The sequence below is a fragment of the Thalassotalea mangrovi genome, assembly GCF_005116735.1.
Taxonomy (GTDB): Bacteria; Pseudomonadota; Gammaproteobacteria; order Enterobacterales; family Alteromonadaceae; genus Thalassotalea_A; species Thalassotalea_A mangrovi.
Genome location: NZ_SWDB01000022.1, coordinates 40,259 through 63,044 on the forward strand (window position 1 = coordinate 40,259; position 22,786 = coordinate 63,044).

General features: G+C 45.6%; 19 protein-coding genes and 4 tRNA genes. 16 read left to right on the top strand and 7 right to left on the bottom strand.

Annotation, left to right across the window (positions count from 1 at the left end):
- Window positions 1-34: 34 nt before the first annotated feature.
- The 9 genes from E8M12_RS09635 to purF all read left to right on the top strand — a co-directional run bounded on the left by E8M12_RS09635 (window position 35) and on the right by purF (window position 11,329).
- The gene (locus E8M12_RS09635; protein ID WP_136735946.1) at window positions 35-1,177 is read left to right on the top strand and encodes a 4-phosphoerythronate dehydrogenase; all 1,143 of its coding nucleotides are present in this window, start codon (window positions 35-37) and stop codon (window positions 1,175-1,177) included.
- A gap of 24 nt (window positions 1,178-1,201) precedes the next feature.
- On the top strand, window positions 1,202-2,221 hold the full coding sequence (locus tag E8M12_RS09640) for an aspartate-semialdehyde dehydrogenase (RefSeq protein ID WP_136735947.1): 1,020 nt from the start codon (window positions 1,202-1,204) through the stop codon (window positions 2,219-2,221).
- Between the two features lie 304 nt (window positions 2,222-2,525).
- The gene (locus E8M12_RS09645) at window positions 2,526-4,514 is read left to right on the top strand and encodes a FimV/HubP family polar landmark protein (protein ID WP_136735948.1); all 1,989 of its coding nucleotides are present in this window, start codon (window positions 2,526-2,528) and stop codon (window positions 4,512-4,514) included.
- Between the two features lie 555 nt (window positions 4,515-5,069).
- The gene (gene truA / locus E8M12_RS09650; protein WP_136735949.1) at window positions 5,070-5,861 is read left to right on the top strand and encodes a tRNA pseudouridine(38-40) synthase TruA; all 792 of its coding nucleotides are present in this window, start codon (window positions 5,070-5,072) and stop codon (window positions 5,859-5,861) included.
- A gap of 219 nt (window positions 5,862-6,080) precedes the next feature.
- Window positions 6,081-6,947 carry an acetyl-CoA carboxylase, carboxyltransferase subunit beta gene (gene accD, locus E8M12_RS09655; RefSeq protein ID WP_136735950.1) on the top strand — a complete coding sequence of 289 codons (867 nt, stop codon included), beginning with the start codon at window positions 6,081-6,083 and terminating at the stop codon, window positions 6,945-6,947.
- A 90-nt stretch (window positions 6,948-7,037) separates the two neighbouring features.
- The gene (gene folC / locus E8M12_RS09660; RefSeq protein ID WP_136735951.1) at window positions 7,038-8,315 is read left to right on the top strand and encodes a bifunctional tetrahydrofolate synthase/dihydrofolate synthase; all 1,278 of its coding nucleotides are present in this window, start codon (window positions 7,038-7,040) and stop codon (window positions 8,313-8,315) included.
- Window positions 8,316-8,325: 10 nt separating this feature from the next.
- Window positions 8,326-8,958 carry an SPOR domain-containing protein gene (locus E8M12_RS09665; protein WP_136735952.1) on the top strand — a complete coding sequence of 211 codons (633 nt, stop codon included), beginning with the start codon at window positions 8,326-8,328 and terminating at the stop codon, window positions 8,956-8,958.
- Window positions 8,959-9,302: 344 nt separating this feature from the next.
- Window positions 9,303-9,785: a CvpA family protein gene (locus tag E8M12_RS09670; protein WP_136735953.1), complete on the top strand. Its 483-nt coding sequence runs from the start codon at window positions 9,303-9,305 to the stop codon at window positions 9,783-9,785.
- 26 nt (window positions 9,786-9,811) lie between these two features.
- Window positions 9,812-11,329, top strand: coding sequence for an amidophosphoribosyltransferase (gene purF / locus E8M12_RS09675; RefSeq protein WP_136735954.1), 1,518 nt, complete (start codon window positions 9,812-9,814; stop codon window positions 11,327-11,329).
- Window positions 11,330-11,393: 64 nt separating this feature from the next.
- Here purF and E8M12_RS09680 read toward each other — a convergent pair whose 3' ends face one another.
- From E8M12_RS09680 to E8M12_RS09695, 4 genes are all read right to left on the bottom strand, one after another.
- Entirely contained in the window at window positions 11,394-11,993 is a 600-nt protein-coding gene (locus E8M12_RS09680) for a Yip1 family protein (protein WP_136735955.1), read from the bottom strand.
- Window positions 11,994-12,226: 233 nt separating this feature from the next.
- Window positions 12,227-12,502: a hypothetical protein gene (locus E8M12_RS09685; protein ID WP_136735956.1), complete on the bottom strand. Its 276-nt coding sequence runs from the start codon at window positions 12,500-12,502 to the stop codon at window positions 12,227-12,229.
- Between the two features lie 60 nt (window positions 12,503-12,562).
- The gene (locus E8M12_RS09690; RefSeq protein WP_136735957.1) at window positions 12,563-13,930 is read right to left on the bottom strand and encodes an aldehyde dehydrogenase family protein; all 1,368 of its coding nucleotides are present in this window, start codon (window positions 13,928-13,930) and stop codon (window positions 12,563-12,565) included.
- A gap of 91 nt (window positions 13,931-14,021) precedes the next feature.
- Window positions 14,022-14,678, bottom strand: coding sequence for a TetR/AcrR family transcriptional regulator (locus E8M12_RS09695; RefSeq protein ID WP_136735958.1), 657 nt, complete (start codon window positions 14,676-14,678; stop codon window positions 14,022-14,024).
- Window positions 14,679-14,979: 301 nt separating this feature from the next.
- On the opposite strand from E8M12_RS09695, the gene miaE reads away from it, so the two are divergent.
- Window positions 14,980-15,741: a tRNA isopentenyl-2-thiomethyl-A-37 hydroxylase MiaE gene (gene miaE / locus E8M12_RS09700; protein WP_136735959.1), complete on the top strand. Its 762-nt coding sequence runs from the start codon at window positions 14,980-14,982 to the stop codon at window positions 15,739-15,741.
- A 111-nt stretch (window positions 15,742-15,852) separates the two neighbouring features.
- Entirely contained in the window at window positions 15,853-17,778 is a 1,926-nt protein-coding gene (locus E8M12_RS09705; RefSeq protein ID WP_136735960.1) for a DUF885 domain-containing protein, read from the top strand.
- A 204-nt stretch (window positions 17,779-17,982) separates the two neighbouring features.
- On the opposite strand, the gene E8M12_RS09710 is transcribed toward E8M12_RS09705, so the two are convergent.
- Complete coding sequence (locus E8M12_RS09710) at window positions 17,983-18,714, bottom strand: UDP-2,3-diacylglucosamine diphosphatase (protein WP_246034095.1); 732 nt, start codon at window positions 18,712-18,714, stop codon at window positions 17,983-17,985.
- Window positions 18,715-18,716: 2 nt separating this feature from the next.
- Window positions 18,717-19,208, bottom strand: a complete 492-nt coding sequence (locus E8M12_RS09715; RefSeq protein ID WP_136735961.1) for a peptidylprolyl isomerase — start codon at window positions 19,206-19,208, stop codon at window positions 18,717-18,719.
- A 229-nt stretch (window positions 19,209-19,437) separates the two neighbouring features.
- Between E8M12_RS09715 and cysS the strand changes: the two genes are divergently transcribed.
- A complete protein-coding gene (cysS, locus tag E8M12_RS09720; RefSeq protein ID WP_136735962.1) occupies window positions 19,438-20,820 on the top strand; it encodes a cysteine--tRNA ligase in 1,383 nt (460 codons plus the stop codon).
- Between the two features lie 345 nt (window positions 20,821-21,165).
- Here the strand turns inward: cysS and folD are convergent, their stop codons facing one another.
- Window positions 21,166-22,020, bottom strand: coding sequence for a bifunctional methylenetetrahydrofolate dehydrogenase/methenyltetrahydrofolate cyclohydrolase FolD (gene folD / locus E8M12_RS09725; RefSeq protein WP_136735963.1), 855 nt, complete (start codon window positions 22,018-22,020; stop codon window positions 21,166-21,168).
- 319 nt (window positions 22,021-22,339) lie between these two features.
- On the opposite strand from folD, the gene E8M12_RS09730 reads away from it, so the two are divergent.
- The 4 genes from E8M12_RS09730 (at window position 22,340) to E8M12_RS09745 (ending at window position 22,732) form a co-directional block, all read left to right on the top strand.
- A tRNA-Pro gene (locus tag E8M12_RS09730) sits at window positions 22,340-22,416 on the top strand.
- A 73-nt stretch (window positions 22,417-22,489) separates the two neighbouring features.
- Window positions 22,490-22,566: transfer RNA gene (locus E8M12_RS09735), tRNA-Arg, on the top strand.
- A gap of 7 nt (window positions 22,567-22,573) precedes the next feature.
- Window positions 22,574-22,649 (top strand) — tRNA-His (locus E8M12_RS09740).
- 6 nt (window positions 22,650-22,655) lie between these two features.
- A tRNA-Pro gene (locus E8M12_RS09745) sits at window positions 22,656-22,732 on the top strand.
- Window positions 22,733-22,786 lie beyond the last annotated feature (54 nt).

The window sequence follows — 22,786 nt, forward strand, 5'->3', positions numbered from 1 at the left end:
TTATGGGGCATAGTTCTTGTGCCCTGACTTTTTTATGAATATTTATTTTGATGAAAACATCCCTTTTGCCAGCGAGTTTTTTGCCGGATTTGGCAACTTAAAGTCATTTTCCGGCCGGGATGTCGATGCCGAAACGATCGCTGACGCCGATGTTCTGCTGGTTCGCTCCATTACCCGGGTGGATGAAAAATTGTTAAGTGCGAATCATCGAATTCAGTTTGTTGGCACTGCAACCATAGGCGTTGACCATATTGATACCGATTACTTGCTGAGCCGCAACATCAGTTTTGCCTCGGCACCAGGCTGTAATGCCACTTCCGTAGGCGAATATGTCATCAGTGCATTGCTGGTGATTTGTCAGCGAATGCAGGCCAATATCAATGATTTCACTGTCGGCATCGTCGGTGCTGGAAATACCGGCTCGGCATTAGCTCGTAAACTTGCCGCCTTAAAGGTACCCTACAAGTTGTATGACCCGTTATTGGCTACTACTGACGATCGCGAATTTGTCGAGTTTTCCGAAATACTGACATGCGATGCGATTTCCCTGCATGTACCCCTGACCCGGGATGGCGAATATCCCACCTTCCATTTGTTTGATGAGTCGGTGATCAAAAACTTATCCCCGCAACAAATTTTGATTAATGCCTGTCGCGGCGAAGTCGTCGATAACCAGGCGTTGTTGCAGCAAAAGCTTGCTGGGGGTGGCCCACAATTGGTGCTGGATGTCTGGGAAAATGAACCGAACGTGTTAGTTGAGCTAATCGAATATTGCCAGGTTGCAACGGCACATATTGCTGGCTATAGCCTGGAAGGAAAATCTCGTGGAACTGAAATGCTATATCAGGCATTATGTCACCTGACAGGGTTAGAGTCAAAGCTCGAATTGCACCAGTTTATGCCCGCTGGAGATTTTATCCTCCGTTCTGAGCAGACACCTAAGAGCGGTCTTCCCGCGACAATGGAAGAGATTTATCGTCGCGTGTTTCAGGTTTATGACGTACGTCGCGATGACCAGATTTTCCGGCAGCAACTACTGAAAAAGGGCTTTGATGCAATACGTAAAAACTATCCGGTGAGACGGGAGTTCAGTGCGTTGAATCTGTCAGCGCGCGACTCTTTAGTACCAGACATGCTAAAGTCGCTGGGGTTCTCGATCCAATTTTCAAGAACATAGTAAAAAACAGGTATGGAAAACAACATGGGACAAAAATTTGATGTCGTTGTTCTGGGAGCAACCGGATTAGTCGGCAAGCACATGATGGAAATTCTTGAGCAAAGAAATTTTCCGGTTAATACATTATATCCGTTAGCCAGTAGTCGCAGTGCTGGTGAGCTAATTGAATTTAACGGTAAAAGTATCGAAGTACTGGATGCCGATGAGTTTGACTTTTCGCAGGCGCAAATCGCCTTTTTCTCTGCGGGCGGTGCTACTTCAGCGAAGTTTGCTCCCATCGCTGCCGATGCTGGCTGTGTGGTAATCGATAATACCTCGCAATTCCGCTATGACGACGACATTCCATTAGTAGTGCCAGAAGTCAACCCACAGGCATTGGCCGATTACCGCAATCGTAATATCATTGCCAATCCAAACTGTTCTACCATCCAGATGCTGGTTGCCCTTAAGCCTATTTATGATGCCGTGGGAATCGAGCGTATCAATGTCGCCACCTACCAGTCTGTTTCCGGCGCTGGTAAAACGGCTATCGAAGAACTTGCCAAGCAATGTGCGGCGTTATTGTCCGGAAAACCGGTGGAAGCCAAAGCATTCAGTCGTCAGATTGCCTTTAACGTCATTCCGCAAATCGACTCATTTGAAGATAACGGTTACACCCGTGAAGAAATGAAAATGGTCTGGGAAACTAAGAAGATACTCGGCGATGAAAGTGTCCTGGTTAACCCAACGGCAGTGCGTGTGCCGGTATTTTATGGTCATGGTGAAGCCCTGCATATAGAAACCAGACAACAGACTTCTGCTGAGGAAGTGAAGGCATTACTGGCGCAGGCTCCCGGGGTTGTTGTGTGTGAAAACGATGAGGACTTCCCGACACAGGTTGGCGATGCCAGTGGTCAGGATGAAACCTACGTGGGAAGGATCCGTGAAGATATTTCTCACCCGAATGGCATTAATATGTGGATTGTCGCTGACAATGTCCGCAAAGGTGCCGCCACTAATTCTGTGCAGATTGCTGAATTATTGATTAAAGAGTATCTCGGTTAATTTAAATTGCCGTCAACAACGCTCATCTTACAAAGCCAGGGCCAGCTTGCTCTGGCTTTTATCTTTCCATAACCAGAATAATTCAAGCACCAAGGGGTAAGTCAGCGCTAACGATTCTGTTGATTTCAGGGCCGTCAGCCTGTTTTTTCAACACCTTGAAAAATTTAAACAAAGTTAACCGAGAAAAGACAACCGCCTCTGGTATCTTAACCTCAACTACGATATATTATTCGATGATAAAAACTAATAGCGCTAATCCACGGTTTAAATTGTTTTGATAAACGTGAAAGGAAGGACCTCATTCATGGCTATTTATCGCAACTCAATATTTAAGTCCTCACTGATTCCCGGATTACTTGCCACAACATTAATCGTTCCGCTAGGTTTAGCTTTTGCTCAGTCGGACGTTGCCAGTGGTAACAATTCGGATGTTTTTGTGGGAGACGACAAATCCACATATGGGCCTATCAAGGCTTCAGATACGTTGTGGAAAATTGCCAATGCCTATCGTCCAGATGATTCCGTAACGAATTATCAGGTGATGGTCGCCTTGTTTAACACCAATCCCAATGCGTTTGTCAACAACGATATTAATGCCCTGATTCAGGGCCAGTACCTGAGAATTCCCAGTCTTGAGGAAATAAACCAGGTTGTACCTTTTCACCGTCAGAAAAATGCTGATGCCAGCCTGAGCAAAATTAACCAGGCCATTGTCAGTAAGACCAAAGTTACCGGTAGCGAAGAGGCAATATCTGCACCTGCTAATAACCAGGCGGTGATAGCTAAGCCGTCAAAGCAGCTAAAACGCTCAGGTGCGATGATAACCACTGATGCTCAATCGGATGTTGAAGCCGCGAGTACGCAGCCATTGCAAGCCGCACAAAAGACTCAAGTCGTTCAGTCGCCTGTTGTTGAAAAGCAACCTGAGATGGCCGATTCAGATAGTGATTTGCACGCGTCAGATACAACTGAGTCACAGATGCTGGCGATGAGTCAGGCCGCTGAACCTTCAGTGTCCAATCGAGAGGTTGAAGAAAGCCTGGCAGCCGTTGGTGAAAAGCTTGATGACCTGCAGTATGAGCTGGAACGTTCTAAACAGACCCAGGCAGAATTAGATAAAAAGCTGGAGCAGCAAAGTACGCTGCTGGCCCAGGCAAAAAAACGTGAGCAAAGGCTGTTACGTGAACAAGAGGCGATAAAAAAACAGAGCCAGGGGATGTTCAATAGTCCTGCGGCGTACTGGAGCGTGATCGCGTTATTGTTTATTTTAGTGTCAGTGCTTACGGTACTGGTGTATCGCCGCCGCCGTGTCGAGCAGGAACTGTTGGCGTTAAAACCAGGTCTGCAAAGCGGTGAGAAAGCTGCGCAGCCTGTCAAAACCAGTAACAACCAGAAAGTTAACAAAGCAACGACCAAAACTGCATCATCGCTAAAGGCCGATACGCTTTCCAGTAAAGTCGATAAAACACAGCAGGTTTTAAAACCTGCGTCGGTATTGTTTGATGCTGAGCAAAGCAAAGACCTGGAGTCAAAAGCGACAACTGATACGCAGAGTAAAGCGGTTGACACGACTGAGCAGAGTAAGGCAAATGATGCGATCGCTGATGCATTTGCCAAAGCAGATATCAAAGATACGTATTTTGACTCTGAAGCGGGACGCGAAGCAGACAGGCTGACTGATTTAGTGAAAAATCAGGCGAATGATACGCTCGATAACGATCTGAACATGGAGCATATCATTGACGATATGGTCGATGAGGATTCTCGTGTTAAACCGGCAAAGCTGCATTCGGATGCGTTACATGACGTTGATGAGGAAATAACGCCACAACAATTACGAGAAATCGATGACTTTGACGATGTCGAGTTTGATAAGTTGTTACAAGAGATTTCCAGTGAGTCCGAGCATGTGAGCTATCAACCGACAAAATCGGTATCAACGCCACTGCGCCAGGATAACGAACCTAAGGCGATTTCAACGCAAACGGATGATTTTGTCGAGATTGAAGAGATTATTGCTGAAAACGAACTGGCCGATGACGATATAGAACCTTATCAGGAAGGAAAGATCGATGTCGGGCTCGATGAATTTCCGGAATTTACCCAAAATGTAAATCCGGTTAATGTCGACGATGATAAACATGGCGTTAATGCCAAGCTCGACTTGGCTCAGGTTTATATTGAGATCGGAGATGAGGATAACGCAGCAGTGATCCTGAAAAATGTGATGAAGCTTGGTAACTCAGCGCAGCAACAACAGGCACAGCAACTACTATACTCCCTCAAGCCTTGATAACATCATTTCGCCCTGTTTCAATCAAGGGGTCAGAGTTGTTGATTTTCAACAACTCTGACCCCTTGATTTTTTGCAAAACATAAGGGTAAAGGAAAAGTTCTTAAGCAGTCTAAGCTAACTAACCAATAAAGCTGACTCCCACTTTCCACCTTCCACCTCCCTCTTTCTCGTCTCAAAATCCCGGAATATCGATTTAATACCAAGACCACTAAGTGTTTTCCCACTCAGTGAGAATTTAAAGGCTTTTAGACAAGGCTTTGATTGCAGAGAATGGTCGTTACATTATCAAAATCAGCCAAAATCAGTAACGCCGTATAAACGCCTTTAAAACTCACCCCTAGGGAGTTTGTCAGAGGCCCATTTACGGCCCTATATTTCATTAATATAGAATGACTATATTAATGAAATCTATATTGCAAATGAATCTCAGCCCTAACTCTGAGTTGTGCAAAAACTTAATGGAATTGGTATAACATTAACGAATTGGCAATCATACTTTCGTAAGAAGCGTAAATATACGATAATGCCGCACCTAATTCGCGGGAGGGTAAAATGCGGTTTGCACTGGGTATAGAATACGATGGTAGTCGCTATTGTGGCTGGCAGAGACAGAAAGACGTGATCAGTGTTCAGGGGGAGATAGAAAAGGCATTATCGAAGATAGTCAATCAACCTACTGAAGTCGTATGTGCAGGGCGCACGGATACCGGTGTGCATGGTACCGGCCAGGTCGTTCATTTCGATTCACCCTACGACAGAGGTTCTGCCGCCTGGACACTGGGTATGAATACCCTGATGCCAAAAGATATTGCGGTAAAATGGAGTCATCCCGTTAGTGATGATTTTCACGCCCGGTTCAGCGCTACCGCCCGTCGCTATCGCTATATCATATACAACGGTATGTACCGGCCAGCTATTTTTGCCAAAGGATTAAGTTTTTGCCATCATCCCCTTGATGAAACCCTGATGCATGAAGCGGCACAACAACTGGTGGGTCAACATGACTTTACTTCCTTTCGCACGGTTCATTGCCAGGCGCATTCGCCGTTACGGACGATTATTCACTGCAATGTCAGCCGCCAGGGTGACTATGTCATTATCGACATTAAGGCTAATGCGTTTTTACATCATATGGTGCGCAATATCGCCGGAAGTTTGATTCGCGTAGGAAGAAAACTTGAACCGGTGAGTTGGATCAGCGAAGTATTGTATTTAAAGAACCGCTGCAAAGCTGGCATGACGGCGCCCGCCAATGGTTTATATTTTGTTGATGTTGATTATCCGCAAGAGTTTCAATTGCCGAAAGCTGAGCTAGGTCCATTATTTCTAAAACCGGAACTTTAACGGACGTTGTGAGGTTTTTTTGAACAATTGGCCGCTATACTAGAACATTATCGGCACAACGCTGACCAGTTTTTTCTATAGTTCGCCCCCAAAAGTATGGTTTAATTAGCGACTATAAATCATTAACCAAACATCCACGAGCTGATTAGTGGTTGTTTTTACTTAGTTTTACGGGTTGTTCATCTAGCCCCAGTAACGAAAAATAGGCATAAATTACCCATGAGCTGGATCGAAAAAATTCTACCTAAAGCAAAAACGTCTACCTCCAGTAAGCATAATATTCCGGAAGGCGTTTGGAGCAAGTGTTCTTCGTGTAATGCGGTACTGTATAAAGTTGAATTAGAGCGTCAGCTTGGCGTATGTCCGAAATGTGATCATCACATGCGCTTGCCAGCTCGTAAACGACTGGAGTCATTTCTTGATGCCGGCGAAAAAGTCGAAATCGGTGCCGAGCTGGAACCACAGGATAAACTGAAGTTCAAAGACTCGAAGCGTTACAAAGATCGCATCGCTTCTGCGCAAAAATCAACCGGTGAAAAAGACGCGATTGTCATCATGAAAGGCGAGTTAGGTGGTATACCGGTTGTCGCTGCGGCATTTGAGTTCTCATTTTTAGGAGGCTCTATGGCATCGGTTGTTGGTGCTCGCTTTGTTCAGGCAGCAGAAATATGCCTGAAAGAGAACATGCCATTAATCTGTTTTTCAGCCAGCGGTGGCGCACGTATGCAGGAAGCGTTAATGTCATTAATGCAAATGGCAAAGACCAGTGCCGCATTAGCTAAGATGAGCGAGAAAGGCTTACCTTATGTATCGGTGCTGACTGACCCTACGATGGGTGGTGTTAGTGCCAGCCTGGCGATGCTTGGTGACATCAATGTCGCCGAACCTAAGGCATTAATTGGTTTTGCCGGCCCACGGGTAATCGAGCAGACCGTTCGTGAAAAATTGCCGGAAGGTTTCCAACGCTCTGAATTTTTACTCGAGCATGGAGCGATCGATTTGATCGTCGACCGACGTGAAATGCGTGGCAAACTGGCACGCTTAATCGCCAAGTTCATGGGAATTGCCGAGCCTGCAGTAAAATAAAAACAATTCAATTTAAATTGTGGTCAGCTGAACATGTTTTAGATATATTTCAGTGAACAGTTCAATATCAGACTTGGTATAACGTTCTTCATGACACAAACAAATCACAGCCACTTATCTTTGACTACCCTGGATGAGTGGCTTTTTTATTTAGAGTCTATTCATTCGCTTGAAATTGATATGACTCTTGATCGTATCAGTGAGGTCAGGCAACGACTCGCTATCACATTGGAAGACAAAACCGTGGTCACGGTTGGTGGCACCAATGGTAAGGGCACCACCTGTGCATTCCTGGAAACCGCACTACTGGATAGTGGTTATTCGGTTGCGGTTTATTCATCCCCTCATATTAATCAGTTCAATGAACGTTTACGCATAAATAAAGCGTTAATCAATGATGATGCATTGATCGATGCGTTTCGTCGCATTGAGCGGGCGCGTGCTGAAATCTCTTTGACTTATTATGAGTACACCACGCTAGCGGCGCTGATGATATGCCAGGCCCAGGATGTCGATGTGGTGATTTTGGAAGTCGGTCTTGGTGGACGCCTTGATGCTACCAATATAATTGATGCGGATCTGTCGATTATCACCAGTATCGATCTTGATCATCAGCAGTTTTTGGGGAATGACCGATCCAGTATTGGTCTGGAAAAGGCAGGTATTTGCCGCTCCGGCAAGCCGGCGGTAATCGGTGAACCCAATCTGCCGCTAAAGGTCAGGCAATACCTGGACTCCCTGGGGTGTGAAGGATTTTATCGTGGCGAACACTTTGATCATCTTACAGACGCGGATGGTAAGGATTGGCAGTGGCGCGGAGCTGATGCGACATTTAACCAGCTTGGGGCTCCGGCAATTCCCAAGGATAATGTTGCTACGGCGTTGATGGCGTTATCTATCCTGAACAAGCGCTTTACAAACTTAACCATCGCAGAGCGCGCCAATAACTGGATTGCTGCCACTCAGGTTGCCGGACGTACAGAAGTGGTAAGCACTGACCCTATGGTAATGTTGGATGTTGCCCATAACCCACATGCTGCAAGGCATTTGGCAAAGGTGGTCGGGGCATCAGGCGTTCGCAAAGTACATGCCCTGGTTGGGATGTTGGCAGACAAAGATATTTATTCAACATTAGCGGCAATGACTGACGTGGTTGATATCTGGTACCCGGTTTCGCTAAATGTTCCGCGCGGGGCGAAGGCAGGGCAACTGATTGATGAGCTACAAAAACTGCATCAGAGCAGTAATGGCTTTGACAATGTTTCCGATGGCTTTAAAATAGCAAAACAAAATGCTAATAAAAACGACATGATCTTGGTGTTTGGTTCATTTTTTACAGTGGCCGACTTCAAAAAATCATGCATCTAAGGAGCCCCATTTGTCTACGCCGTTTCAAAACAGACTGGTTGGTACCATCATAGTTGCAGCCGCTGCGGTGATTTTTTTACCAGAACTTCTGGATGGGGAAAAGCAGGCCTATCAATCGCAATTTGAAGAGATCCCCGAGGCACCTGAAGCCTTATCTGTGGTTGAAATTCCTGCCATGAATGAACAGGCATTAATCGCCCGGGCGCAACCTCAACCCCTTGAAGATGAAGTAGCGTTAGATGACGATGCCGATGCGAAACCTACCAGTACTGTTTCACAACAACCCACAGAATCCACAAATAAAACTGCCGTTGCAAGATCCTTTGAAAATAACCCGCAACCTGTAGTGACTAAGCCAGATAACGCCGCCGCAAGCAAGACCACAAGTGATAGTAAAGCGGTTGGTTGGGTTATTCAGCTCGGCAGTTTTCGACACCAGAATAATGTAGAGCAACTTACCCTGAAACTGAAAAATGCGGGGTACACGGTATTTACCCGGCCAGTAAAAACTCAGGCGGGAACCCTGACCAAGGTCTTTATCGGTCCGTCCGTAGAACGCAGTGCACTGGAATCCGAGTTAAGCAAACTTGAAAAATTAACGGGTGTGCAGGGACGAATCGCCGTATTTGATCCTTTAGGCTAAAGCCCGCTCGTCCGGCTCGTATTCGTGTCGCAGAATTCAATGGTACGTTTGAAACGATAAGCGTATCAGCAGACTTAATGATAGGGCAGTTAATTGGCGGTTGTTGAATAAAATTTGTCCAACAAAGACCAGCACGCTCTAAGGTAGAGCGCACTGCCAGTAACGACTTGTTGTTCAAACGGATTAGTGAAAACAAGATGACAAAGCGCACGAGTAAATTAGCGGCAAGCGGGATTGGATACCCGTTCGACAACATTTTGTTTACATAAATAAGCCACAAATAATTAGTATTAAAAGCGCCGATTCTGTTAGAATGCGCCGCGTAACGAATAGGATGACGACAAATGGTTTGGGTGGATTACCTGATATTCATAGTGATTGGTCTTTCGATGCTGATCAGCCTGATCAGGGGCTTTGTAAAAGAAGCAATATCACTCGCTATTTGGGTTTGTGCATTTTTTGTTGCCAGCACGTTTTATCAGCAGTTGGCCGCGTATCTGGTCAATATCGAAGATAATGTACTGCGCAATGCGGCAGCGATTGGCATATTATTTGTTGCTACTCTGATTCTTGGGGCGATGGTTAACTATATCATTGCCCAGTTGGTCGACAAGACTGGTTTAAGTGGTACTGATCGTATACTGGGACTGGTCTTTGGTGGCTTACGCGGCGTTTTAATTGTCAGTGCATCCTTGTTTTTCCTGGATGTATTCACCCCGGCACCGTCCTCTGACTGGTGGCAGGGCTCGACCTTAATACCCGAATTCAGAGTAGTAATAGAATGGTTCTTTGCCTATGTTGAATCCTCGTCAAGTTTCCTGTCTTAACTAGATATTTTCGGAGAATTTATTTCATGTGTGGTATTGTTGGCATGGTTGGTCACTCACCGGTAAGCCAAGCTCTATATGATGGTCTAACCGTTATTCAACATCGAGGGCAGGATGCTGCCGGTATTGTAACGATAAGTGATAATACCTTTCGACTTCGCAAAGCCAATGGGTTAGTTAAAGATGTATTTCATACCCGGCACATGCTTCGGTTACAAGGAAATATTGGCATCGGCCATGTAAGATATCCAACCGCAGGTACCTCAAGCTCTTCAGAAGCACAGCCGTTTTACGCAAATTCCCCTTATGGTATCTCCCTGGCACACAATGGTAACCTTACCAACGCCGATGAGTTAAAATCCTGGATCTTCAACAAAGCCCGCCGTCACGTTAACACCACATCTGATTCTGAATTACTACTAAATATCTTTGCTCATCAGTTGCAGCAGGCTAAGAACCTGGAGCTGACCGCAGAAGATATTTTTAACGCCGTCGCTGAAGTTCATAACCTGGTGCGCGGTGCCTACGCGACAGTAGCCTTGATTATTGGCCACGGTATGGTCGCATTCAGAGACCCACATGGTATTCGCCCACTGGTATTCGGTAAACGAGAAACCGAAAAAGGGATGGAGTATATGGTGGCTTCTGAATCCGTCGCTTTGGATGCCTGTGATTTTGAGTTTATTCGCGATGTCGCGCCTGGTGAAGCAATTTATATCACTGAAGACGGACAGTTATTCTCCAGTCAGTGTGCACAGAATCCAACATATAACCCCTGCATCTTTGAGTTTGTCTATTTTGCCCGTCCGGATTCGACCATTGATAAGATGTCGGTATACGCATCACGGGTGGAAATGGGAACTGCGCTGGGCAAGAAAATTGCCCGGGAGTGGGATGACCTGGATATTGATGTCGTGATCCCGATTCCTGAGACGTCAAACGATATTGCACTGCAAATCGCCCAGCAACTAGATATCCCATACCGTCAGGGCTTTGTGAAAAACCGTTATGTTGGCCGCACATTTATTATGCCGGGGCAAGCGGAACGGAAAAAGTCGGTTAAGCGTAAGCTCAATGCGATTACTCAGGAATTCAAAGGTAAGAATGTCCTGTTGGTTGACGACTCCATTGTTCGCGGCACCACATCGGAACAGATCATTGAGATGGCTCGCAATGCCGGGGCAAAGAAAGTGTATTTTGCATCCGCAGCGCCGGAAGTTCGCTTCCCGAATGTTTATGGCATTGATATGCCGTCGGCAACCGAGTTGATTGCTCATGGCCGTGAGCTCGAGGATATTTGCGAGCTGATTGGTGCTGATAAGCTGATTTTCCAGGATTTAGCCGATCTGGTTAATGCGGTGGGCAAAGGGAATAAAGACATTAAAGCCTTTGAAACCTCGGTATTCAATGGTACCTACATCACCAATGACATTGATCATAGTTATCTGGAAAAACTTGATGCTATGCGCAATAACGAAAGCAAGGAACAGGCTGATAAAGAAGCCGACTCTATCCTTGATTTGCATAATGAGGGGAGCGATTAAGGTCGCTTCACACAAATAAAAAAAGCCGCATTAGCGGCTTTTTTTTATGTCATCAACCAGGCTGTTAGCCGGTGAACTCTGGTCCAAAGCCAAGGGTCCACGCCATTGCCGTGGCGGCCAATACACAAACCAACAGTACCAGCCCACAGGTTACTACCGAACTGGCATACAAAAAGCCTTTTTCTTCCGGTATATGCATCAGTATTGGAGTGCCGGAATACAACAGGTAGACCGAATAAGCTACCGCCAGCATACCGGCTATAGAAAATACCCAGAGTACGGGATACAGGGCTGCAACCCCAACCATTAATACCGGGGTCGACGCATAGGCTGCCAGTTCCAGTGATTGTGATATGTCCGGTCTGGCGTCGAACGTTTTCGCCATCCAATGGATCAGGTAGGTAAGGGCTACCAGTGCTACGATAATGGCGCAATACATTGATACGGCCAGTAGCATTGCGCTGGGTTTGGTTAACATAATGGGATCACCAGCGCCAATTTGCCAACCAATGTGTGCAGCGGCAAAATAACCGCAGATTGAAGGTATTAAAGCCACTACCAGTATGTGTGCCATGCTATAAACAATGCCTTCATGCCGGGAGTCAATCTCATTCCATTCTTGTCGTGGGTGGGCGTATAATCCCCAGATATGATTTAGGATCATAATTTTCTTCCTCTTTCGCTATCCCCAGGTAAGCATCAACCTCTCATGCTCGCTGTTGTCGCCTTTATTTTTATCGTTTTGTTATTGTTTTTAATAAGGCACAATTATATTTATGTCGTATGTGTAATAAATAATCAAGAGTTGTTTAAGAAATACGCGATAAAGCTGTTTTAGATCAATAACGCAGAGGGAAGGTGTGAGTCTGCGGCTGGAAAAAATAAACTTTTTGGAAATCAGTATCTTTTGATCCTCGTAACTTTCATGTATTCAATGTCCATCCCGGCTATTTTTTCGGTAGCGGGATAATAGGTAATATTCACTTTTTGACCGATCAGGCTTTGGTACATCTGTTTGCGCCGATATTTGAATGGTACCGAATAGCCGCTAATCATAACGGTGTTTAAATACCAGTCTCCATCTTCACGTTGCACATGCGAAGTCACCTTAACGCCGTCCAGTTGATTCAGCGATTGATGTTTGCTGAGTAATTGCTTTACGTCTTTATTCATAAATCCTGGCCTGTGGCGGTTAAAAAAAAGCGCCATCAGGCGCTTTTTCAACGTTTGCTGTTAGCGAATCTTTTTAAGGAAGTTCAACTTCCAGTCTTTGTAAGGTGCAAAACGAACAGGCAGATCAGCCATAAATGGACGTTTTAACACCGATTTTAAGTGCGAGAAGTTTTCAAAGCCGGATTTACCGGAATACTGGCCAATACCGCTTGGGCCTGTGCCACCAAAAGGCAGATCCGGTACCGCATTAAACATTACCACGTCATTGATACACTGACTGCCGGCACTGATTTCCTGTTGCCATTGCTGTTTTTGTTCATTGTCTTTGGTAAAAATATAGGCGGACAATGGCTTATCCCGTTCCAGGACAAATTGCTTGGCACTGGCAAAGTCTTCTACGCAAACAATCGGCAGAATCGGCCCAAATATTTCCTCGGTCATCAGTTTCGAGTCAAGCTCCGGGTTAACCACCACCGTAGGCTCGATATAGCAATCTTCAATGGAGTAATTTCCGCCGAGCACGATTTCTCCGGAGTCAAGATAGCTGGTAAGGCGCTCGGTATGGCGAGGATTAATAATCCGTCCATAACTCTTGCTTAACTGTGGATTATCCCCGTACATCGCTTTTAGCTCTTTGGTCAGGGCATCGACCAGGGGTTTGACCATATATTTATGGGTCAGGATATAATCTGGCGCAATACAGGTTTGTCCTGCGTTCATCCATTTTCCCCAGGCCAGTCGCTGGGCGGTAATTTTCATATTGGCACTCTGGTCAATGTACACCGGGCTCTTGCCGCCTAACTCCAGGGTAACCGGAGTCAGATGCTTTGCTGCGGCGCACATGACGATGCGGCCAACATTGCCATTACCGGTATACATGATATGGTCAAAATTCAAATCCAGTAATTGGGTCGACTCTTCGATGCCACCTTCGACCACCGTTACCGCTTGCTTATCCAGGTACAAAGGGATGATAGTGGCAAGCAATCTCGAGGTGTTTTCTGCCATTTCCGAGGGCTTGATGATGGCACAATTGCCAGCAGCAATGACCGCAACCAAGGGAGCCAGGACCAGTTGCAATGGATAGTTCCATGCGCCCATGATTAATACGCTACCGACGGGCTCAGGCACAATATAAGAAGACCCCGGCTGTGCGACTACGGGCGTCTTTACCTTTCTCGGTTTCGCCCATTTTTTTAAATGTTTGATGGTGTGGTCGACATCACCGGTGACATAAGATACTTCCGTGATCCACGATTCCTGCTCCGGTTTACCTAAATCTTTTTCCAGAGCATGAAGGATTTCTGCCTCATGGTTAATCACCATGGCTTTTATTTGTTGTAACTGTGTCGTTCGCCAGTTCAGATCACGGGTAACATTGCTGTGAAAGTAACGACGTTGTTGGTCGAGTATGTCTTGATAGTTCAAAATAAACTTCCTGGATAATATTTGTAAGTCTCAGAATTATTGATTAATCACAGGAGAGGTAGTGGGGGTGGCCGTCGTCTGACGACTGGTATCAGGTTTTCAGACCCATGACCCAGCTCAGTTGACGCTTGACCAGCATCCTGATTTCACTCATCTTAACGCTTTGTGGGGGCAAAGGTAAATACATATACTGAATTCGAGTAAACGCAATCATCATTAACTCGGCATTCACATTCGGATCAACACGATTGAAATATCGACAGAATTTTGTAAATGGTTGTTTTAAATTATAAATGTGAGAGTGGGCAATTTCCCTTAACTCGTCTGAAAACATCATTTCGGTAAAAAATATTTGTTCTACCGCCAGGGCCTGAGGTCGATTAATGATATTGTCATACATATGCCGGGAGGCGAGATCCGCTAACTGTTCGCACAGTAATTTACGCACACTTAACTTGCGTCTGTCAGCCGCGCTGTAGGAGTCAATCAACGCAAACCCCTGTAACCACTGATTGGAGTTGTCAGCAACAAACCGGATAGCACTTAATTCCATGGCTTCGCGCACCAGGTGTTTTATGTCAGTAAAATAATAGGTGGTCAGTGATAACTGAATATTCGCCTGCTCTGCCACAGCCCGGTGGGTCGTTCCTTTGATACCAGAACTGGCAATGACGGCGATGGTTGCATCTAAAATTTTATGTCTGGTTTGCTCGCCCTTCGGGCTTTTCCTTACATTTGTACGTGCCATTTATGTTCACATCCGTGCGTTACTGTATTAAAGGCATTTAATGCTTGTATGCCTCACCTTAATCAACATCAAAAATTTAGGCAATGGATTTTTAAGCTTCGCTGAACAGGACGGATCAGCGGATATCAATCCTGGAAACGGTTTTCTGGCCGTTAGCACAATTAATTATTAGATATATTTTGGTTGTTAAAATCTGAACATTATTGTTGTGTTTATTGCGAATTAAAATTTCCATAATTCCGAGCTTAGCTGTGCTAAAATCGACAGCCCGATAACCTGAAACTTCAAGCATATTTAACCCATGTCGACCGATAATCTATTAGCGCCCATTTTATCCTTTTTACACTGTGAAACTCCGGACGCCTGGATAGAGAAAGCCAGACAGCCCGAGCAACTGGATTTATTGCTTACTGATCACATGATTTGTGAGCTGAAAGCGGCGCAAACGGCGATGTGGCTGATTCGTAAATATGCGGTGGATAAAGCTAGCGGTGATGAACTTCTCAACTGGCTGGCGCCCTATGAAAAGTTTATCTATCGAAAAGAGGGTAATCTTGAAACCTTGTCTGCCAAACTTAAACTTTCAAAAGCGATTGTGCCTAAGCCTGGCACTGGTATTGGCAGTGAACTGGTCGATAAAATGGTGTTGCTGATCAAAGAAGAGCTGCATCATTTTTATCAGGTGCTGGAGATCATGAACAGGCGTGGTATTGAGTATCATAATATTACCGCCGGGCGCTATGCCAAAGGCCTGATACGACATGTAAAAACGCACGAACCTGAAACCCTGATCGATAAGCTTATCTGCGGTGCATATATTGAAGCCCGTTCCTGCGAGCGGTTCGCCAAATTAGCCCCGTATCTTGATGATGAACTGAATAAGTTTTACGTGTCGTTACTGCGCTCAGAAGCTCGCCACTATCAGGATTACCTGAAACTTGCGGAACAGGTAGCGGGTGCAGATATTAGTGAACGTGTGAAGTTTTTCGGAAAGGTGGAGGCTGAGTTGATCAACTCTCCGGACGATGAATTTCGCTTTCACAGCGGTGTTCCGATTTCTTAGCTGCATCTCCTCAAACAACTAACCAGGTTGCGCTACCTGACAAGGGGACTATAGTTTAGTTAAGCCCTTTTTGTTTCCTGCTGTACGGAAAAATAACTCAGGAACACGTCAATGCAAACCCTCTATAAACGCCACAGCTTGGTGGTGCTATTGTGCCTCATTCTATGTGCCTGTCAAAGTGCACCCGCGACTGACTCTTCATTGCAAGCAGACAATGAAACCATCCCGGTTTCAGCAGAGCGCGAGATGGCGGATGATGAAATACTGTCCCCGATCAGCGAATCGGAACGATTGGCACTATGGTTTGAGGATAAATACGAGCAGCAGCTGCAAATGAGCCCGTTAACCCTGACGCGGCTTGGTCGTAAAGATCAATATCATAAAGTGGATGATTTTTCCTTAGCCGCCATGGACGCTCATCTGAACTGGTTTGCCAATAGCATTGACGAATTGAAAACCCATTTTGACTATGAGTCATTAACTCCCCAGGCGAAGCTGTCATATGATATCTGGGTTTATCAGTTTCAGTTAGCCCGCGATCGGCGCCTGTACTTTAATCACGAATATGTGTTTACCCAGATACAGGGGATCCAAACCTTGTTACCACAGGTGCTAATTAATTTTCATAATGTCGATAATAAAGCCGATATGGAAGCGTATATTGAGCGCTTAAAAGGTATGTCGGTGGCATTAAATACGTTATTGGAACAGGCAAAGCACAAGTCCTCAGCAGGGTTTAGGCCACCGAAATTCGCCTACACCGGGGCAATGCAACAGATCAATAATCTAATTCGTGGTGAGCCCTTTCACCAGGGACCAGATTCACCATTGTGGGTCGATGTTAAGGAAAAAGTCACTGCACTCCAGCAAGCCGGTAAGATAACTGCCAGCGAGGCGCAAAGCCTGCGTTTTAATGCACGTAAAGCATTAACCCGGGACCTGTATTCTGCGTACCGAAACATCACTTCCTGGATGCAGAAAGAGTTGCGGCTCGCCATCGCTAATCCCACAGGGGTATCACGTTACCAAGATGGCGATGATTACTATGCGTATCGGTTGCGGCTTGCCACCAATAGTGATTTTTCTGCCAATGATATTCACCAAATTGGCCTGGATGAGATCGATCGAATTACCGAGGAAATGATCGATATCAAGGATTCGGTTGGCTTTGATGGCAACCTCAATGAGTTTTTTGATTACCTGCAAACGGAACATCGATTTTTTTATCCAAATACCGATGAGGGCCGGCAAGAATATCTGCAACAAACCGAGGCAAACCTCGCATTTATTGAAGAAAGGCTAGGTAATTACTTCAGTACCTTGCCAAAGACGACATTGCAGGTAAAAAGGGTAGAGGCGTATCGGGAGCAGAATGGTGCAGCCCCGCATTATTATCCCGGAACCCCGGATGGCAGCCGCCCCGGTGTTTATTACTCGCATTTATCAGATATGTCGACGCTGCATAAAAATGATATGGAGTCGATTGCTTACCATGAGGGTAATCCTGGCCATCATATGCAAATCTCTATTGCTCAGGAGTTGACTGATTTACCGACTTTCAGAACTCAGGCGCACTTCGATTCTTATGTGGAAGGCTGGGCATTGTATGCCGAATACCTTGCTAAAGAGATGGGCGCATATCAGGATCCTTATGCGGATTTCGGTCGCTTAACTACGGAAATGTGGCGGGCGGTTCGTTTAGTCGTTGACACTGGGTTGCACGCGAAAAACTGGAATGAGCAACAGGCAGTTGATTATTTTAAACAGCATACGCCGTTATCTGAGGAAATCATTCGCTCGGAAGTCCGGCGTTATCTGGTTTGGCCCGGTCAGGCTACGGCTTACAAAATGGGAATGATGAAAATCCAGTCATTACGAAAAATGGCTGAAACGCAATTGCAGCAGGATTTCGATATTCGTGAATTTCACGATGTTGTCCTGACGGGTGGTGCGCTGCCGTTGCATTTACTGGAACAGCGCGTTAATACATGGCTTGAGCAAGTGCCAACAGGCAATGGCGCAACCGTAGTGAAATAATCGCAACTTTGAATATTGGCGAAACCTTACCCATTGATGGCGTTCGTTCGGGGCAAGGTATAAAAGTGGGGCATGGCCCCTAATCGACCGACCAGAATATTTTTCCGGCGGTTACTAGCGTAATAAGTGTGCTGTTCGTTGCAACGGTTTAACAATTAACAGGCACTTATTGAACGACTTAGGGCTAGCAAAGGTTAACAGGTTTTAGTTGAAGGGCTGGTTTAATAATTCCAATTTGCCATTCTCAGCTTTTAACCAGGCTCCTTGCTCGTACCAGTCACCGAGCACGATGCGCTTGGCTGGCATACCGTCAATGTTAAATTGATGAATTGCCGGGCGATGAGTGTGGCCATGGATAAGCAAATCGCAGTTTGCAGCGCGTAATTCCTTTTCAACCTCGGCCTGGGTCACATCCATTATTTCCTGCGGCTTCTGAGCCGTGGACATCGCACTTTTGGCCCGATAACGTTGGGCAATATGACGACGTAGGCGCAAAGGCAGGTTGGTCATAAATACTTGCCACCACCAGGTTCGTGACTTGGCCCGGAATTTTTGATAATCCACATCGCGGGTACAGAGAGTATCGCCATGCATGATTAAGGCCCGCTGACCGTCAATGTCGATGAGCTGTGTATCCGGCAGCAGTGTCATGCCGCACCGTTCAGCGTAGCGTTTGCCAACGAGGAAATCCCGGTTACCCTGAATAAAATAAACGTCGGTGCCTTTGCTTGTGAGTGCTCGTAAAGCCTCAGCGACCGCTTCAGACAGAGGGGTAACATCATCGTCACCTATCCAGTACTCAAACAAATCACCAAGGATATACAACTGTTTCGCCGATGGTGCGGTATTTTTCAAGAAGTCGAAAAAACAGGCTGATATATCAGCCCGTTCTTCGCTTAAATGCAGATCTGCGATGAAATAAATGGGGTTGGACAAGATTAAGCGACTTCCACCGACTCAATGATAATTTCATCTTTTGGTACATCGTCATGAAAACCGAATCGGCCGGTTTCAACCAAAGTCATCTTATCCACGACTTCCATGCCTTCAACAACTTTGCCGAATACGCAATAGCCCCAGCCCTGTACGGTTTCGTTTTTAAAATCGAGAAAACCATTGTCCACTAGGTTAATAAAAAACTGTGCAGATGCAGAATGAGGATCCTGGGTACGAGCCATGGCAAGGGTTCCCCGAGTATTACTCAGGCCATTATTGGCTTCATTTTCGATAGCAGCACGAGTGGTTTTCTCAGCCATACCGGATTCAAAGCCACCGCCCTGAGCCATAAAGCCTTTAATGACGCGATGGAAAATGGTGCCGTTATAAAAGCCGTCCTGACAATATTGTTTGAAGTTTTCTGCCGTCTTTGGGGCATTATCGAAATCTAATTCGATTTTAATATCGCCTAAATTGGTTTTAAATGTGATCATAATTGGTTCCTAATGTGGGAAACATGCACAAGGCAATGGTAATTCAGTGAATGCTGAATTGTACTCAGCCTTTGCAGGAAGTACAAGAACGGGCAATCTGACCGGTTGTGGTAATACCTGTTAGCTGATTAATTTTCAGGGGTATTTTCCGGTCTTTAGTTATGGCGGGGCTTAATGTACAATTGCCGCCATATTTTCCCCTTTATTTATAGTGAATCGAGAACGTTAAATGTTACACGTATACAATACCCTTAGTCGTAAAAAGGAAGAGTTTAAACCCATAACACCAGGCAAGGTGGGTATGTATGTATGCGGTATTACTATTTATGATCATTGTCATATTGGTCACGCCCGCACTTATGTTGCCTTTGACGTAATTGCCCGTTATCTGCGTCACCTCGGATATGACCTGACCCATGTGCGTAATATCACCGATGTTGACGACAAAATTATCAAGCGTGCAGCTGAGAACAATGAAAGCTGTGACAGCCTGACCAAGCGCATGACGGCGGATATGTATGCAGATCTTGATGCCCTAAATGTTGAACGTCCGGATATTGCCCCAACGGTTACAACCCATATGCTAGAGATTATTGACCTGGTGGAACGTCTGATCGAGCGCAAACACGCTTATGTTGCCAGTAATGGCGATGTGATGTTTGATGTACAGTCTTATCCGGATTATGGCAAACTCAGCATGCAAAATCTGGATATGTTGCAAGCCGGTTCACGTGTTGATGTGGATGAAGCAAAACATAACCCCCTGGACTTTGTACTTTGGAAAATGGCAAAGCCAGGTGAACCTTCCTGGCAATCACCCTGGGGTGATGGCAGACCTGGCTGGCATATTGAATGTTCAGCAATGAACTCCAAGCACCTTGGGCAGCATTTTGACATTCATGGCGGCGGCAGTGATTTGCAGTTCCCGCATCATGAGAATGAAATTGCCCAGTCTTGCTGTGCGTTTGATACTCCTTATGTGAATTACTGGTTACATGGTGGCATGGTGCAGGTAAACAAAGAAAAGATGTCGAAATCGTTAGGCAACTTTTTTACCTTGCGCAGTGTGCTTGAGCAATACGACGCGGAAACCGTTCGTTATTTTCTCATCTCTAGCCATTATCGCAGCCAGTTAAATTATTCACAGGAAAACCTGGCTCAGGCCCGTGCTAGCCTCGAGCGTATCTACACGGCACTGCGTTCGGTTACACCAATCGAGGTTCCTTTGGCTGGCAACGATTATGTTGTGCGTTTTGAAACAGCGATGAATGATGACTTTAATACGCCGGAAGCCTTGCCTGTGTTGTTCGAACTGGCTAAAGAGGTGAATCGCTTAAAGGCTGAGGATGGCCAGAAAGCTGGAGAGTTGGCCTATATTCTGATTCAGCTAGGCGCCATTATTGGTATCGCCCAATCTGAGCCTGAGGCGTTTTTGCAAGGTTCAGGAGCTGGTGATGATGAAAGTGAGTTGATTGAGCAGTTGATTGCCCAACGTAACCAGGCTCGTGCAGATAAAGACTGGGCGAAAGCCGATGAAGCGCGAGACAAGCTTAAAGAAATGAACGTGATTTTAGAGGATAGCGCAGGCAAAACCACCTGGCGCCGAGGCTAATACCAATCCACAGTAATTTCCGATCACTCAGCAAATTTTCGGAAGGGTAAAATTCAAAAATTAGTTCAGCAAATATTATTAGTATAAAATCGAGTTAATTGAATAGGTCGTTTATTCAAATTTGCCCATGCGGGAATGCCTGCGAGGCAATTCTACTGCGTAATCGCTATTTGAAATGGAATACCATTCCTAAATATCGACGCCTTGTAGAATTCCCTCGGCTGACATTCTGACTAGATCACATATTAAGTGCATTGGTATAAACTGAAATTTCACATGACCCTGAAAGTGACATAAAAAAAGCCGGTTATTAAACCGGCTTTTTTTATGTCGATACCAACCCTGTTAATCGTTGTATTCTTCGCAGGCAATCAAGGTATTTTCAATCAGGCTGGCAACCGTCATTGGGCCAACGCCGCCAGGCACTGGGGTAATAAATGCGGCTTTATCTTTTGCCACATCAAACTCAACGTCGCCAACCAGTTTACCATTGGCCAGACGATTGATGCCTACATCGATAACGATAGCTCCTTCTTTTATCCAGTTACCTGGAATAAATTCAGGCTTGCCGACGGCAACAACCACTAAATCGGCTTCCTTCACTTTTTGTTCCAGATCCCGGGTAAAACGGTGAGTCGTAGTTGTGGTACAGCCGGCCAGTAATAACTCCAGGGTCATCGGCCTGCCGACGATATTTGAAGCACCAATAATCAGGGCATTGAGACCGTGGGTTTTAATCCCCGTTGATTCAATCAAGGTCATAATACCTTTAGGCGTACAAGGTCTTAAGCCGGGTTGGCGCAGAGCCAGTTTTCCAACATTGAATGGATGAAACCCATCGACATCCTTGTTTGGATCGATGCGCTCAATAATTAAATTGGCATCCAGACCTTCAGGTAAAGGCAACTGAACCAGAATACCGTCAATCTGCGGATCCTGATTAAGCTGGTCAATTACGTCTAAAAGTTCTTGCTGCGTCGTTGTTGCGGGCAAGTCAAAGGACTTAGATACAAAACCGACTTCTTCACAGGCACGGCGTTTGGAACCAACATAGACTTCAGATGCCGGATCATTACCGACCAGCACAACAGCCAGTCCCGGAGCCCGTTGATTATTATTAATGCGTTGTTCGACACGACTTTTCACATTCTGACGAATCTGAGCCGCGATTTGTTTTCCATCGATTAGGGTCGCTGACATTGAAAAATTAACTCTGGTAATTGCGGTGAAAAAAACTACCGTTATTTTCCCATATATTGTTGCATAGTTATATAGCCATGAAGCGCAAAACTTTAAATTGATATCCAGCCATGGAGAGCAATACCTTAAATTGATCCTAGCCGTTCCATTCTCGTATACACTATAGAAAAAAGGGGCATAGTCGCGATTTCACGTAGCGATTGATGCCGGGTTGCTTTAAAATTGAGCGAACAGTTATAAATTCTAAAAAAATATTTGACGACCTTATCCTGCATAGGTAATATGCGCATCCGTTGAGGCACGACAGTGTTTCATGTGTCGGTGATTAGCGCAGCTTGGTAGCGCACTTGGTTTGGGTCCAAGGGGTCGCAAGTTCGAATCTTGCATCACCGACCACTCTTTTCTTTTTAAGAAAATAATTTTAGCGTTTGAAATATTTAATCGCTAAAATAACCTGTAAGGTAGTTTTGCGCCCTTAGCTCAGCTGGATAGAGCAACGCCCTTCTAAGGCGTGGGTCGTAGGTTCGACTCCTACAGGGCGTGCCATACCGTGGTGGCTGTAGCTCAGTTGGTAGAGCCCCGGATTGTGATTCCGGTTGTCGTGGGTTCAAGTCCCATCAGCCACCCCATCTTGTCGGTGATTAGCGCAGCTTGGTAGCGCACTTGGTTTGGGTCCAAGGGGTCGCAAGTTCGAATCTTGCATCACCGACCACTTTCTTTTTTCCTTCTTAACGTTTTCTTTATTCGTCATTTTTACCTAAAGCTG